General features: G+C 72.1%; 15 protein-coding genes. 10 read left to right on the top strand and 5 right to left on the bottom strand.

The features are described 5' to 3' along the window. Positions 1-247 precede the first annotated feature (247 nt). The 7 genes from ACFYNX_RS31590 to ACFYNX_RS31620 all read left to right on the top strand — a co-directional run bounded on the left by ACFYNX_RS31590 (position 248) and on the right by ACFYNX_RS31620 (position 5,030). Positions 248-691 carry an STAS domain-containing protein gene (locus ACFYNX_RS31590; protein ID WP_388666506.1) on the top strand — a complete coding sequence of 148 codons (444 nt, stop codon included), beginning with the start codon at positions 248-250 and terminating at the stop codon, positions 689-691. Continuing rightward, positions 688-1,092 carry an ATP-binding protein gene (locus tag ACFYNX_RS31595; protein ID WP_388666509.1) on the top strand — a complete coding sequence of 135 codons (405 nt, stop codon included), beginning with the start codon at positions 688-690 and terminating at the stop codon, positions 1,090-1,092. The genes ACFYNX_RS31590 and ACFYNX_RS31595 overlap by 4 nt, the downstream gene beginning before the upstream one ends. A gap of 98 nt (positions 1,093-1,190) precedes the next feature. Beyond that, positions 1,191-1,424, top strand: coding sequence for a hypothetical protein (locus tag ACFYNX_RS31600; RefSeq protein WP_388666511.1), 234 nt, complete (start codon positions 1,191-1,193; stop codon positions 1,422-1,424). 91 nt (positions 1,425-1,515) lie between these two features. Beyond that, positions 1,516-1,854 (top strand): STAS domain-containing protein, encoded by a 339-nt coding sequence (locus ACFYNX_RS31605; RefSeq protein ID WP_388666514.1) that lies wholly within the window; start codon positions 1,516-1,518, stop codon positions 1,852-1,854. Positions 1,855-2,409: 555 nt separating this feature from the next. Then, positions 2,410-2,745, top strand: a complete 336-nt coding sequence (locus ACFYNX_RS31610) for an SAV_915 family protein (RefSeq protein ID WP_388666517.1) — start codon at positions 2,410-2,412, stop codon at positions 2,743-2,745. A 10-nt stretch (positions 2,746-2,755) separates the two neighbouring features. Further along, positions 2,756-4,090: a diaminopimelate decarboxylase gene (lysA, locus tag ACFYNX_RS31615; protein WP_388666520.1), complete on the top strand. Its 1,335-nt coding sequence runs from the start codon at positions 2,756-2,758 to the stop codon at positions 4,088-4,090. A 697-nt stretch (positions 4,091-4,787) separates the two neighbouring features. After that, positions 4,788-5,030 carry a DUF6411 family protein gene (locus ACFYNX_RS31620; RefSeq protein WP_388666523.1) on the top strand — a complete coding sequence of 81 codons (243 nt, stop codon included), beginning with the start codon at positions 4,788-4,790 and terminating at the stop codon, positions 5,028-5,030. 290 nt (positions 5,031-5,320) lie between these two features. On the opposite strand, the gene ACFYNX_RS31625 is transcribed toward ACFYNX_RS31620, so the two are convergent. The 3 genes from ACFYNX_RS31625 to ACFYNX_RS31635 form a co-directional block, all read right to left on the bottom strand. Next, the gene (locus ACFYNX_RS31625; RefSeq protein WP_388666526.1) at positions 5,321-6,523 is read right to left on the bottom strand and encodes an NAD(P)/FAD-dependent oxidoreductase; all 1,203 of its coding nucleotides are present in this window, start codon (positions 6,521-6,523) and stop codon (positions 5,321-5,323) included. A 135-nt stretch (positions 6,524-6,658) separates the two neighbouring features. Continuing rightward, complete coding sequence (sigJ, locus tag ACFYNX_RS31630) at positions 6,659-7,609, bottom strand: RNA polymerase sigma factor SigJ (protein ID WP_388666529.1); 951 nt, start codon at positions 7,607-7,609, stop codon at positions 6,659-6,661. Positions 7,610-7,998: 389 nt separating this feature from the next. Then, entirely contained in the window at positions 7,999-9,396 is a 1,398-nt protein-coding gene (locus ACFYNX_RS31635; RefSeq protein ID WP_388666532.1) for an MFS transporter, read from the bottom strand. 95 nt (positions 9,397-9,491) lie between these two features. On the opposite strand from ACFYNX_RS31635, the gene ACFYNX_RS31640 reads away from it, so the two are divergent. Further along, the gene (locus ACFYNX_RS31640) at positions 9,492-10,064 is read left to right on the top strand and encodes a helix-turn-helix domain-containing protein (RefSeq protein WP_388666535.1); all 573 of its coding nucleotides are present in this window, start codon (positions 9,492-9,494) and stop codon (positions 10,062-10,064) included. A 414-nt stretch (positions 10,065-10,478) separates the two neighbouring features. Further along, a complete protein-coding gene (locus ACFYNX_RS31645) occupies positions 10,479-10,688 on the top strand; it encodes a carotenoid oxygenase family protein (RefSeq protein WP_388666538.1) in 210 nt (69 codons plus the stop codon). Between the two features lie 27 nt (positions 10,689-10,715). Here ACFYNX_RS31645 and ACFYNX_RS31650 read toward each other — a convergent pair whose 3' ends face one another. Next, positions 10,716-12,248: a hypothetical protein gene (locus tag ACFYNX_RS31650; protein WP_388666540.1), complete on the bottom strand. Its 1,533-nt coding sequence runs from the start codon at positions 12,246-12,248 to the stop codon at positions 10,716-10,718. Positions 12,249-12,391: 143 nt separating this feature from the next. Further along, a complete protein-coding gene (locus ACFYNX_RS31655) occupies positions 12,392-12,850 on the bottom strand; it encodes a winged helix-turn-helix transcriptional regulator (protein ID WP_388666542.1) in 459 nt (152 codons plus the stop codon). 87 nt (positions 12,851-12,937) lie between these two features. Between ACFYNX_RS31655 and ACFYNX_RS31660 the strand changes: the two genes are divergently transcribed. Beyond that, complete coding sequence (locus tag ACFYNX_RS31660) at positions 12,938-14,194, top strand: MFS transporter (protein ID WP_388666545.1); 1,257 nt, start codon at positions 12,938-12,940, stop codon at positions 14,192-14,194. Positions 14,195-14,220: the final 26 nt, after the last annotated feature.

The raw sequence follows: 14,220 nt of genomic DNA on the forward strand, positions 1-14,220 counted from the left end.
GAATACTTGCCTGACTGCAACCGTCTCGCATCCGCCAGTCCCATGCAATGTCAGGCCAAAGCCAGCACGACTTCCCCACACCATCAGCGACATATCGCCCTCTTACGGACGCGGAAGTACCGGCTCGCACGGACGAGGCAGTGACATCGGTCTCTCCTTGGGTTTCGCTGCCCGGCGAACCCGCAGGACCGTACTGACGGACACCCCGAGCTGGTTCGAAGTGGGGCCGGTCTGTGAAGATGCCCGGATGAACGACGAGGTGGAAGTGACCGTCGCCACGGCCGACGGCATACGGACCGTGCGGGTCGCAGGAGAGTTCGACACCGACGAGGCCGACGTCCTGGCCCGGGGCCTCGCCCTGCCTTCCGGCAGTTCCCTGGCCGGCACCGTGGTGGACCTGGCCGGGGTGGACTTCGCCGACTCCTCCTTCCTGCACACCCTGTTCACCGCCCGGCAGCGCCACGAGCAAGCCGCCGTCCCCCTGGTCCTGGCCGGGCTCACTCCGTTCCTGGAGCGAATGCTGGAGCTGACCGGCCTCACCCGCGCCTTCACCATCGTCCCCACCGTGTCCGCGGGCACGGACCTCATCCGCGCGCATCCCCCTGCCCCGCCAGCGGTGAGCCGCGTACAACCCGCCTGCACGGGAAAACGCGAAGGTGACCGCATGAAGGGGAAAGGTGGACGGACATGACGACGACGGAGCCCCGTGCGGGCCGACACACGCTGCCCGCCACCGCCGGCGCGGCCCGTGCCCAGGTCCGTGATCTCCTGCACACCACCGGACGCGCTCCCCCGCCCCGAACAGTCACCGACGACATCCTCCTGGTCGTCTCCGAACTCGTCACCAACGCCTACCGGCACGGTGGCGGCCTGACCGGCTTCACCGCCCATCTCACCGGCGGCGCCCTCATCGTCCGCGCCACCGACGCCTCGCCCGTGATTCCGCGGACGAGGACGGACAGCCACCCCACCGCGCCCGGTGGCTTCGGCTGGCCCTTGATCCAAAAACTCAGCCGCCAGGTCACCGTCATCCCCCTCAAGGCGGGAAAGACCGTCCAGGTCGTCCTGGACACCACCGACCGGCAGGCCTGACCCGATGCCGCGATCCCCGGCGGGCGAACTCGCCGCGAAGGGCAAGAGCAGTGGAGATCCCGTTTCTTTGTGACGGTTCGCCCTGAGCTGCGTTCGGGGTGTCGGCGCTGACGGCAGACAGGGTGACGCCTTCGTCACGACAGGGTGACGTCGTCGTCATGAGCGGGGCCGGCGATCCGGTCGGCGATCTGCTCAAGAAGGCCTTCCCTCCGGATGCTGCTGTGCGCGACGAGCAGCCGGGAGACCTGTTCGATCGTCCGGTCGGTGGAGATGCAGGGTCCTTGGACCAGGTCGCCGGTACAGAGCAGCAGACCATCCCCTGGAGCCGGTGACCGGTCCGGCCCGGCAGGACTACAGTGAAGAGTGCAGCACCGGGAATACCTGACCGCAGGTTCACCGGCCCACCAGGCAGGGGACCTTGCTGTGCTCCACGTCACCACACGCACCGGCGACCGGGTCACCGCCCTGCTGCCGGAGAACATCGATCTCCACACCGCTCCTCTGCTGCGCCCCGTAGCGGCCCGCATCATCGACGAAGGCTGCCGCCACCTCACCCTGGACGCCTCGCAGAGCCGTTTCCTCGACTCCAGCGGCATCACCCTGCTCATCAACTGGTACCAGCGCCTGAGCGGGCTCGAAGGCACCCTGAGCCTGGCCGGGGCCAACGCCAACGTCTACGACCTGCTCCACCGCCTCGGCCTGGACACCGTCATCACCCTCGTCCCCCACACCCCCGCCCCAGACCCACTCGACCCGGAATAAGAGGTCGTTCTCACCCGCATCGGTGGTTTCCGGAAGTGCTGATGAGAACGGCCCCAAGGCGGCGGTCGGTCGGGGCAAGGGCTTTGGCCACCGAGCCCTTGACGTACCTGTGCGTCTGAACGTCCGTCGCCCAGTCCGCCGGGTGCGGGGCCGTCCACTCGGCCCTCTGCTCGGATCGCGTCGTACAAGCCTCATGCGGAGAGTTCCCGCAGGCCCAACGGCCTTCTCCGGGAATTCCGGCGTCGTACTGTCCCGAACCGTGAGTCCTGCGAGGGTGACGCCGGGCCCCGCCGCGCCGAAGGCCGTGTCCAGGACGGCCCTCAGCCGCTCGACGGCCGCGGTCCGGTGTCCGCGTCGCCGCCGGTCCGCACGGAGCCCCGACGCCGAACGACATCGTCCGTCAGCGCCCCGTATGAACGGGGCCGGTCGCCGTAAGGGACCCGTTACGGGACGCCCTCGGACGAGGGGAGCGGGAATAGCTTCGTCGTCGTGCCCCGGATCGCCTCCCCGCGTCCGGGGCCCCACCCGTCCCTCGCGGTCTCCCAGGAGAGCCCCATGTGTCTGTTCCGGTACGACGACGACCCCGAGCCCGAGGAACCGGTCCCGGCCGGACTCCTCCACGTGCCCGTCCGGCCGGGAACCACGGAGGTGGTGCTGCGCATGTTCCGCACCCCCCTGGGTGAGCGCACCGCCGTCGGCTTCACCCGCCCGGGCCTTCTGGCCACGGTCCTCGGTGCGGAGCAGCCCTGGATCCGGCTGTCCGCGCCGGCGCTGCGCGCGCTGGCCTCGGCGCTCGGCACGTGCCGGCTGACGGTCGACCCGACCTTCACCGCTCCCGTCGTCACCCCCGTCCCGGCGCGGACCACCGCTGCCGCGGCCCGTGCGCTATGAGGAGGTTCCGGTGACCGCCGAGATCATCACCGAGGTCACCGCCGACGCGGCGGACCTGTCCATATGGCCCGCGTCCACGCTGCCCCTCCCGCACGGCGACCTGGCCGTCGGCGGAGTGTCCTTGGCGGAGGCGGCTGCCCGCTTCGACACCCCGCTCTACGTGCTCGACGAGGGCGAGGTGCGCGGGCGCTGCCGGATGTACCGGGACGCCTTCCCCGAGGCAGAGGTGCTGTACGCGGCCAAGGCCTTCCTGTCCCGTGCGGTGGTGCGCTGGGTGCGGGAGGAGGGCCTCGGTCTGGACGTGTGCTCCGCCGGGGAGCTGGAGCTGGCCGTCACGGCAGGCTTCCCGCCGGAGCGGATCGTGCTGCACGGCAACGCGAAGTCGCCGCGCGACCTGGAGACGGCGCTGCGCCTCGGCGTGGGCCGGATCGTCATCGACGGCCCGTCGGAGATCGCCCGGATCGCGGCCGCGGTCGGCCCGGGCGAACGGCAGAAGGTCATGGTGCGGGTCGTACCGGGCGTCTCGGCCGGCGGCCACGACAAGATCCGCACCGGCACGGACGGCCAGAAGTTCGGCCTGTCCCCCACCGACGGTTCGGCGCAGCACGCCCTCGCGCGGATCCTGGACCAGCCGTCCCTCGAACTGACCGGTCTGCACTGCCACACAGGGTCCCAGATCAGCGAGGTGAAGCCCTATCTGGTGGCCCTGCGCCGGATGATCGGGCTGATGGCCCGCCTCCGTGACGCGCACGGCATCACCCTGCCCGAACTGGACATGGGCGGCGGCCACGGCATCGCCTACCGACCCGGCGAGCCCGCTCTCGATCCCACCGCCCTCGCCGGGCGGCTGCGCGCTGAGCTCGTCGAGGGCTGCGCCGCAGCCCGGTTGCCCCTCCCACGGCTCTTCGTCGAGCCCGGGCGGGCCGTGGTCGGGCCGGCCGGGATCGCGCTGTACCGGGTGCTCGCCGTCAAGCACACAGGCGAGAAGGTGTTCGTCGCGGTCGACGGAGGCATGAGCGACAACCCGCGTCCCGCCCTGTACGGAGCGCGTTACGCGCCCCGTCTCGTCGGCCGCCGCTCGACGGCCCGGGTCCGTGCGGTCACCGTGGTGGGCCGGCACTGCGAGGCCGGCGACGTCCTCGCGGTCGACGCCGAACTCCCCGGTGACGTCCGGCCCGGCGACCTGCTCGGCGTACCGGTGGCGGGCGCCTACCAGCTCTCCATGGCCTCCGGTTACAACCTCGTCGGCCGCCCCGCCGTCGTCGCGGTCCACGACGGCGGGGCCCGGGTGCTGGTCCGGCGCGAGACTCTGGAGGACTTCCGCGTACGGGACATCGGCGGGTGAGGTCTTCTACCGGGCGCCGCCCGTGAAGGAGCGGGAGCAACAGGGCCGTCGTTCCGCGAGAGGCAGCCCTGTCAATCGCACCCGTCCACCGTCCTCACCTTGGTCGGATCGGAGGCGCCGACTTCGAGGACTGGTCTGCCGTGTGGTCCTCTTCTCACAGGGCCGCCGTCGGTGGCACCGGTCAAAGCCGCTTGTTGCGGCGGAGGGCGCGGTAGAGGACCGTGCACGCGGTGATCATGGTCAGCCAGCCGCTGCGGAACCCGAGCTTTCGGCGGTTGCGCACCTGGTCTGCCTTGTCAGGGACGGCACAGCGGATCCCACGGCGGCGCAGGCAGGCGCGGTTTCCGTGGAAGGCGTACGCCTCGTCCGCGCGGACCCGGCCAGGGCGGGCGCCCGAAAGTCCCGGCGTCCACTTCCTCCTGTCACGTCAGCAGGTCAGGTGGGAGTGGCCGGTTCATCGGTGGGGCAGCGCAGGTAACGGCGGCAGGGCTCCGGAACGGCAGAGTTCTCGTCGCTTCCGAGCAGTGAGACCGAGGAGAGGGCGACACGGCCAGGAGCGTGAAGGACGAGGCATGTCCGAAGGCGCCTTCTGCGCCGTGGTGCGCTTGACGGCCGGCGCGTGAACGAAGGTTGGCCGGGTACGCGTGGCCTCACACGACGAGGCGTTACCGCGCCACCGAGGAAGTGGAGTCCGCCCATGATGATCGTCGGAATCATCGTCATCTGCGTGGTGCTCGCCGTTCTGGCGTTTTTCCTGCCCCGCCTTTCCAAGCACCCCGAGCGCGGCACCAAGAAGACGCTCGGCCTGGGCTCGCGGGCGGGCGGCAAGGCCCCCGGTCCGCTGGGCCGACTCTTCAGCAAGCCGTTCCGCAGCAGCTCGAAGGCGGTCGGCAAGAGTGGCTCCGCCGGCCGTCGCGCCCGCAGCCACATGCCCTTCTGACCCCCACCTCCCTCGGCCCGGTGCCCGGCTCCCGTCGGGCACCGGGCCGTGACGTGTCTGTGGTGGGTTCGGCTTCCGGCGTTGTTGTCGGAGTGCCACCGACGAGGTGGTCGCCCCGGCGAAACGACCTGCTTCAGCAATGGTCGTGGCGATGGGCCTGTCCGAGGGTGCGGATCCGTGCCTGGCGCGGGTGCGGTGGAGGCGCCGGGATCAACCGGAGGACGCGCCGTTGCACGGAAAGGGGACGTCCCTGCCTCACACCAGTGGGGACGCCCACCCTCCGCGCCGGGTTATGCGGCCGTCACCTCGGCCGTCGGCCTGTCGATCGTCCGCCGCCCCCGAGAGAGGACGGTGGCTCCCGGGTTGGCCACGGCCCAGGCTGCCGCCTTGCAGACCAGTTCCTTGTAGTACGCGGCCGTCCGGCCGGTCAGGACCTGTTCCTTCGAGGTGTCGTCGGCGGTGACGAACTGGATCAAGCCGTCCTTGCGGCCCAGTGAGACGCACTGGTTGAAGTAACGCAGCGGCACCTTCGGCTGCTTCAGACCCGTCAGCTTCGCCGTAATCGCGTCCACGGCCTGCCAGGCCATCGGGGTGCCGGTGGCGCAGCTCATTCGCAGCGGCTTGCCGGTGTCGCCCGTCGCGCAGCCCGCGTCACCGCCCACGTAGACCTCGGGGTGCGAAACCGAGCGCATCATGCCGTCGACCACGATCTGACCGCTGTCGGTCACCCGCAGGCCGCCGGCCTCGGCGATCGGGTGGGTCGCGAAGCCCGCGGTCCACACCGTCACATCGGTCGCGATGGCCTTGCCGCCCGCGGTCTTCACCTGCTCCGCTTCGACGGCGGTGACCGTGGTGTGCTCGTGCACCGTGATGCCGAGCCTGCCGAAGACCTTGCGTACGTGTGCTGCGCCCTTCTGGCTCAGCCAGTCGCCGAGCCCACCGCGTGCGGCGAGGGCGACGTCGAGGTCCGGGCGGGACTCGGCGATCTCGGTGACGGCCTCGATACCGGTGAGTCCGCCGCCGACGACCAGGACCTTCCGGCCGGGCGCGAGGGACTCGAGACGCGAGCGGAGCCTCAGCGCACCGGCCCGGCTCGAGATCTCGTGGGCATGCTCGGGGGCGCCCTGGACCCCGTGGTCGTTCCAGCGGCTTCCGAGTGCGTAGAGGAGGGTGTCGTACCCGAGCTCCTCCTCGCCCTCGGCGCCCTCGACCCGTACGGACCTTCGGTCCACTTCGACCGCGGTCACCTTCGCGGACTTCAGCCGTACACCGCTGCCCTTGAACATCGCGCCGAAGGGCCGGTGCCTGAGTTCCTGGCCGACGGCGAGCTGGTGGTTGCGGACCCGCTCGACGAAGTCCTCTTCGGTGTCGACGAGGGTGATCTCGACGTCGTCGCGGTGCAGTCGCTTGGCAAGACGGCCCGCCGCGGAGGCTCCGGCGTAGCCGGCGCCGAGAACGACGATGCGGTGCTTGCGGGTGGTTCCGGCAGTCATGGTGCTGCTCCTGTTCTCGGGCGGCCCGGCCACTTCCAGGACCCGCTCTTTCGCGGTCGTGTCCTTTGAACCGGACAGCCCTCGAATTCCTGACAAGAGCCGAACGTGACCCGCATCACACATGCGGCTGTGCGTCTACCAGCCGTTCAGGGCCAGCGGTTCTCCGCGCCGGGTCGACGCCCAGATCTCGGTGGCCCTGTGCAGCTTGTCGGGGTTGACCTGACTGCGGACCGCGACGATGCCCCTCTCGCCGTGCTCCAGGCACATGATCCCGAAGACCCGTCCTTCGACCACGATGACGAGGGCCGGGGAGCCGTTGGCCGTCGTCGCGTAGACCTCCGGAGCGGCGCCGCCGAGCATGCGGCGCTTGCTCTCGGCCGGCTTGAACAGTCCACGCAGGAACTTCGCCACCGCGAGGGCACCATGGAACGGCGTGGCCTTCGCCGGAACCCTCCCGCCGCCGTCACCGATCGCGAGGGCGTCGGAGGACAACAGCTTCACCAACGGCTCGGTCTGACCGCTGGTCGCGGCGGCCAGGAACTCCTCGACGATCCGCTTCGCCGCGACCTCGTCGACCTCGGTGCGCGCCTTGCCCCCGGCGACGTGCTTCTTGGCCCGCGAGAAGACCTGCTGGCTCGAGGCCTCACTGATGTCGAGGATCTCGGCGATCTCACGATGTCCGTACGCGAAGGCCTCCTTCAAGACGTACACGGCGCGCTCGTTGGGCGTCAGCCGCTCCATCAGCGTCAGTACGGCATACGAGACCGATTCGCGCTGCTCGGCCGTCTCGGCCGGGCCGAGCATCGGGTCGCCTTCGAGCAGCGGCTCGGGCAGCCACTGGCCGATGTAGGTCTCGCGACGGACACGGGCCGAAGTGAGGTGGTTGAGGCAGAGATTGGTGAGCACCTTGGTCAACCAGGCATCGGGGACCTCGATCCGCCCGATGTCGGCCGCCTGCCAGCGCAGGTACGTCTCCTGCACGAGGTCCTCGGCTTCCGCCGACGAGCCCAGCATCCGGTAGGCGATGGACTCCAGGCGGGGCCGGGCAGCCTCGAAGCGCTCCACATCGGTCGTCGTCAGCGGCATACGACCGATCCTAACGTGATCTTCACCCTGTGCGACGGGGTCGTGAGGTGGTCGCTTCCCGTCCCGGGGGCTCGGTGGCGTCCGCCCTGTGGGGCGGGCCGAGTGGATCTCGTCGTCCTGGCCGAGCAGGAACGCCACCACCCTCACCGGCGCCCCGCACACGGGCACTCCCCCGGCCACCGGCACCACGTACGAGTACACGCTCCGCGCCCTCGACCGCTCCGGCAGCCCGTTCCCGCCGTCCGTCCCGGTACGGGTCGTCAGCGCCGACAAGATGCCTCCCGGCGCTCCCACCGGCCTCAAGGCCACACACGACCCCTACGGCGCCGGCGCCCGGCTCTCCTGGCCCGCGGTGAGCGGGGCGAGCGCCTACGAGGTGCAGCGGTCCTTCACGTCCGCGCGTGGCGTACCGGCGCGGCGACCCGCGCCGCACCCATCAGGAAGAGCCCGCAGGCCGCGACCAGCAGCCAGCCGGGACGTGCCGCCCGGACCAGTCCGTCCGGTCCGGCTCCGGCGATCAGGGCCCCCGAGACGGCCACCCCGACGGCGGAGCCGACTTGGCGGGCGGTGGACGTGATGGCCCCGGCCACGCCCGCGCGGGAGGTGGGGAGGCCGCCGACCGCGGCATTGGTGAGGGGGGTGTTGGCGAAGCCGAAGCCGATCCCGAGCAGCAACTGGGCCGTCAGCAGGAGGCGTATGTCGGTGTCCTGGCCGAGGTCGGCCAGGCACAGGCCGCCCGCCGCGGTGAACGCGCCGGCCAGCAGCAGGGGGCGCCGTGGCCCGAGGCGGCCCACCAGGCTGCCGGCCCAGGGCGCGCACAGGGTGGCGCCGAGCGCCATGGGCAGGGTGGTGAGCCCGGCCGCGAGAGGGGTCCAGCCGCGGGCGTGCTGGAGGTAGAGCGTGTTCAGCAGCAGGGCCGTGCTGAGGGCGACGAACACGGCGACGGCGCCCAGCACCGCCGTGGCGAACACCGGCCGCTTGAAAAGCCCGAGGTCCATCAGCGGCTCGCTCCGGCGGTTCTCGACCCGGACGAACGCGGTCGCGGTGAGGGCGATCAGCGCGTAGACGGCCGCGGCCGCGGGAGAGGACCAGCCGATGCGCGGGCCCTCGATGAGCACCCAGACGCCCGCCCCCAGGGCCAGCGCGAGGAGCACCTGTCCGGGCAGGTCCATACGCCGTGCGCGCTGCCCGTGGGACTCCGGTACGAACACCGCGACCAGCACCAGCGCGGCCACGACGACCGGGGCGTTGACCCAGAACACCGACCGCCAGCCGAGCGCCGCGACGAGTGCCCCGCCGGTGACCGGCCCCGCCGCCATGCTCAGCCCGAACACCGACGCCCAGATCCCGATGGCCCTGGCCCGCTCCCTCGGATCGGGCATCGCGCTCACCACGATCGCCAGGGCCACCGGGCTCAGCATCGACGCGCCGACCCCCTGCACGGCCCGCGCCGCGACCAGGACGCCCAGCGACGGCGCCACCGCGCAGACCAGCGACGCGGCCCCGAAGACGACCAGGCCGACGCGGAACACCCGCCGGCGTCCGAAGCGGTCGGCGAGCGCGCCGGAGGTGATGAGGAGCGCGGCCAGGACGACGGTGTAGGCGTCCACCACCCACTCCAGGCCCCGCGTGCCGGCCTCCAGGCCCTCCCCGATCGCGGGGAGCCCCACGTTGACGATGGTGGTGTCCAGCCCCACCAGGAACATGCTGAGCGCGCAGACGGCGAGGACCGTCCAGCGCCGGCGCGCACCGAGTCCGGGTTCTGCTGCCAAAGAGGTCGTGGTCATCGGCGACCGCCTTCCGTCGGGATCATGTGCCGCCATGCTCGGGCCGGTCGGCCGCCCGCACCCAGCGTCTTTGCGGAGACCGCAAAATGGAGGTCATGGACGCCGAACTCACCCAGATCCTCGACGGCATCGGACCCCGGCTGCGCGCCCTGCGCCGCGACCGCGGTCTCACCCTGGAGGCGCTCGCCCAGGACACCGGCATCTCCCTGAGCACCCTCTCCCGCCTGGAGTCGGGCATCCGGCGCCCCACCCTCGACCTGCTCATCCCGCTGGCGCGCGCCCACCGTGTCGCCCTGGACCAGCTCGTCGCGGCCCCGGCCACCGGTGACCCACGGGTGCATCTGCGCCCGCACCGCAAGGACCGCGGCAGCGTGCTGGTGCCGCTCACGCAGTACCCGGGCCGCGTGCAGGTCTTCAAGCAGGTGCTCGCCCCGCGCGAGCCGAAGCTCGTCACCCACGCCGGCTACGAGTGGCTCTACGTCCTCGCCGGTGAACTGCGGCTGATCCTGGGCGGCTCCGACGTCACGCTGCGCCCCGGCGAGGTCGCCGAGTTCGACACCGGCGAGCCGCACTGGTTCGGGCCCGCGGGCGACAGCGCGGTCGAGATCCTGCACCTGTTCGGCCCGCACGGCGACCAGGCCGTCGTCCGTACCGGACCGGAAGTCTGAACGGCAGCGCCGAGCCTCTGCGTGCCCGTCGGCCGGGACGAGGCCGGGCGAACGCGTCCGGGAGCGGCGCGGACTTCAGGGGCGCCAATGCCCCGGCCGGGATCGCCTGTCTCTGAAGCCGGGGCCGGTGTCCGGGCGGCGCACCGGCAGCCGAGACGGTGTTCCGGCCCGGCACGGTGCGCCGGAGGCGCCCCGGCATCGTGCCGCGGAAGAGGCGGGCCGAGCGGCGCAAGTCCGTCGTACGGCGTCCTGACCTGCGGTGGTGAGGAGCGCCCGGACGTCCGGGGTGCCGCCCTGCCCGCAGAGGGCGTCCACCGGCTGTGCGGCCGGGTTCCACGATCGCTCACTGCTCGGTGGCGAGAGCGCTCCGTCCGGGGAGGAAGCGCCTGCGGCGCCGCGCCGCAGGACACGGCGGTGTTCGTCCCCGCGGCCGACGCCGTCAACGAGGACGACGGCTACCTCTTCAGCGTGGTCTCCGACCTCAAGCAGGACACCTCGCACCTGCTGGTCCTGGACGCCTCCGGTCTCGGCCGGGTCGCCGCCGTCCATCTGCCCCGCCGCGTGCCCGCCGGAATCCACGGCTCCTGGATCCCCGACGGCGCCCTGAGCGACACCGAGGCCTGAACAGCCGGGCCGTCTCCGCCCTCGTGGTTATCGCGGGGGTGCGGTCCGAGAGGCCGCTCGGGGCGTCGCCGGCGCCGCGGGGGCGTCGTTCAGGCAGCGGTCGAGGAGTGCGTGCATGCGGGGGACGGGGAGGGACGGGTTGGCCGCGGCGCCCTCTGCGGTGCGGGGGTCGGCGAGGAGGTCCTCCAAGGCCCCCGGTGTCAGGCTCGGGTTGGCGGCGGCCGCCCGGCGCACCGACTCGTCGGGGTCTTCCACCGGCGGGTCGGGCAGGGCGGGGTCGGCCGCGGCCAGGGCGCGTACCTGCGGGTCCGGATGGCCGATGAGGTGGCTCGTGCCGGTACGGGGAAACGCGGGCAGGGCCAGCAGGTGCGGGCGGTGGACCGGGTGGGCGACGAAGACGTCCAGGAGGAGGCGTGGCGGGGCCAGGGGGTGGTGGCAGGCCAGGTCGACGCGTACCGCTTCGTCGTCGTCCCGCGCGAGTTCGTCGACGAGTTCGGCGGGCAGGCGGGGCGACCTCGCCGCGACCTGGCGAAGCACCGGTTCCCCGGACGCCGCGCAGGCGGCGAACCATTCGGGTGACGAGCCGGTGTCGGGCTCGGCCATCGGGCAGGTGCAGTCCGGCCCGTGGTCGGCGGTCCAGTTGAACCAGCCGTATTCGTCCCAGGTGCGGGGGTAGGGGCGGAGGCGCACCCGCATCCGCACGCCGTCGTCCGGGTCCTGTTCCAACTCCGCGACCAGGTGCGGTTCCAGGTCGGGGCGGGCGGCGACCAACGCGCGGACCTCGGCCTCGGGGCGGCGGGCGAGACGGGCGACGGCGTGGGCCGGGAGGTGGGGGTTACGGGCCAGGGGGAGCACGATGCCGTCCGCGAGGCACCGTTCGACGACCGCGTCGGACAGGGCGCACGTGGCGAACAAGAACAGCTTGCCGCGCCGGTCGTAGTCCGGCAGCCGGCTCTCCACCCGTCGCGGGTCCAGCATCCAGTCGGCGTTCTCGGCCGCTTCGCGGACGGCGGGGTCCGGGTCGCCGAGCAGCGCCTCCCGCTGCTCCGGGGTGAGCGAACCCCAGCCCTGGGCGGCCCGTATCCGGAGTCCGGAGTGCTCACGGCCGGCCAGGGAGCGGCGGAAGGACAACGGCATCTGCCGGGACGATTCGAGTTCCGACACGATCTCCTCCGCGGTGACCCTTCCGTCGTCACCGCCGTCCTGTGCGGTCAGGAGGGTGATGAGGACGTCGTCCGGAAGCGGCCGGACGTACCGGAGCTCGAAGCGGCGGTCGGGGCCGCGGGCGAGCCGGGCGCGGACGATGCCCGAGGGGTCGCTCGCCAGCGGTGCGAGCCTCGCCGGGTCGACGAACCGGTTGCGGGCCAGCGCGCCACGGATGTCTCTGACCGGATGGCGCAGGGCCGCGTCGATGACGGCGTCGGGCAGGTCGCGGCCCTCGCACATCAGCGGGCCGGCCTCGCCGGCCGCTCGGTCCATCAGGCGTATCAGTACGTCGGAGGGCGCCGCCGGATTGAAGGCGAGGCCGCGCAGCCACGGCGCGTGCGGAGAATCAGACACCGCGTCATCCTGCCACCTCGCTTCCCGGACCGGACCGAACTGAACCGGTCCGGACCGGTCCGGACCGTCCGATGCCTGTCACGTCGACGTGCCGTGCACATGCGGAGTGTGCGTGAGGCCCGAAGGTGCCGGGGGTCTGCTTTCTACCCGGTCTTCCGCACGTGGGTGGTGTCGGCGTCGAGGCGGGTGCCGTCGGCGCCGGTCGGCACGAGTTCCGGCACGGGGGTGCCGTGCTGGTCGACGAGGGTGGAGTGGGGCTCGCCGGGGGCGAAGGCGTGCCGTTCTCCCCACTGTCGCAGGGTGAGGACGACGGGGAAGAGGGCGCGGCCGGCACTGGTGAGCACGTACTCCTGGCGGCGGCCCGACGGCGCGGTGCGCTGGGTGAGGAGGCCGTGAGCGGTCAGCTTGCGCAGGCGGTCGGTGAGGATGTTGCGGGCGATGCCGGTCCGTCGCTGGAACTCGGTGAACGATCGCGCTCCGTCCATCGCGTCGCGGACGACGAGGAGGCTCCACCTGTCGCCGACGAGGTCGAGCGTGCGGGCGACGGGACAGTCGGGATCGGTCCAGTCGGGGCCCGGGGCGCGCGGGGTGGTGCGGGGCATGGGACCTCCCGATGAGTTGCGGATTGAAACCATCATGCCGTACGGTCAAGTTGGTTGCAATCCGCTACCGATTGGGGTTGGGGAGCGATGGACGTACGGCGGCGGTTGCTGCTCGCGGTGGTGTGCGGTGTCGCGGTGGCGGGCATCTACGCCGCGCAGCCGGTGCTGGAGCCGATGGGACGCGATCTCGGTGTGCCCGTGGGAGACGTGGGGTGGATCGTCGCGATCGGCCAGTTCGGTTATCTGGCGGGGCTGTTGCTGCTGGTGCCGCTCGGCGACGTGGTCGACAGGCGCCGGCTCGTCGCCGTGCACCTGGCGGTCACCGCGGCGGGCATGACCCTGACGGCCACGGCGTCGGCCGCGTGGGTGGCTTTCGTGGGGCTCGCGGCGGCCGGGGCGTTCGCGGTCGTGGTGCAGACCGCGGTGGCCTACGCCGCGTCGGTCTCGTCGCCCGCCGAACGCGGCCGGACCATCGGTGTCGTGACCTCCGGCGTCGTGGTCGGCATCCTGGGCGCGCGGGTCGTCACCGGCGCGCTCGCCGAGGTGGGGGGCTGGCGGAGCGTCTATGCCGTGCTCGCGGTGCTGTCGCTCGGGCTCGCGGCCCTCGTCCTCGTCCTCCTGCCGCCGGAGGAGCGCTCCGACCCGCCGGCGGGGTACGGGCGGGTCGTCGTCTCGCTCGGCGGGCTGTTCGGACAGCGCGTCTTCCTGACCCGCGGACTCATCGCGTTCTTCTTGTTCGCGTCGTTCGGGACCCTGTGGAGCGGGCTGGCCCTGCCGCTGGCGGACACGCCGTGGCAGTTGAGCGAGGGCCGGATCGGGCTGTTCGGCGTCGCCGGGCTCGCCGGCGCACTCGGCGCGGCGCGCGCGGGACGGTGGGCGGATGCGGGACGGGCGGTCCCGGTCACCGGTCTCGCGCTCGCCCTGCTGGTCCTCTCGTGGGCGGCGATCGCGCAACTGCCGTGGTCGCTGTGGCTCCTCGTCGTCGGAATCGTGGGTCTCGACTTCGCCGTTCAGGCCGTGCACGTGACCAACCAGCACCTGCTCTCCGCCGTCCGTCCCGATCGGGTCAGTAGCGTCATCGGCGGCTACATGGTCTTCTACTCGCTCGGCTCCGCCCTCGGCGCAGCCGCGACCACCGCCCTCTTCACCGCTCACGGCTGGGCGGGCTCCAGTCTGCTCGGGGCCGGCTTCGCGGCCTGCGCGTCGGCCGTCTGGGCGGTCGACAGGCTGCTGCCCCGCGACAACGCGCGCCTCCCGTCCGGGAAAGCAGACGCGCACCGGGCGCGGAAGAAAGCAGAAGGCGCGGACGCGCATCGAGCCGCTGCTTCCGGCCGTCCCGCGTAGTCCGCGGCGGCCCGGTCGCAGGCGTC

This window comes from Streptomyces sp. NPDC007872, assembly GCF_042868165.1.
Lineage (GTDB): Bacteria > Actinomycetota > Actinomycetes > Streptomycetales > Streptomycetaceae > Streptomyces.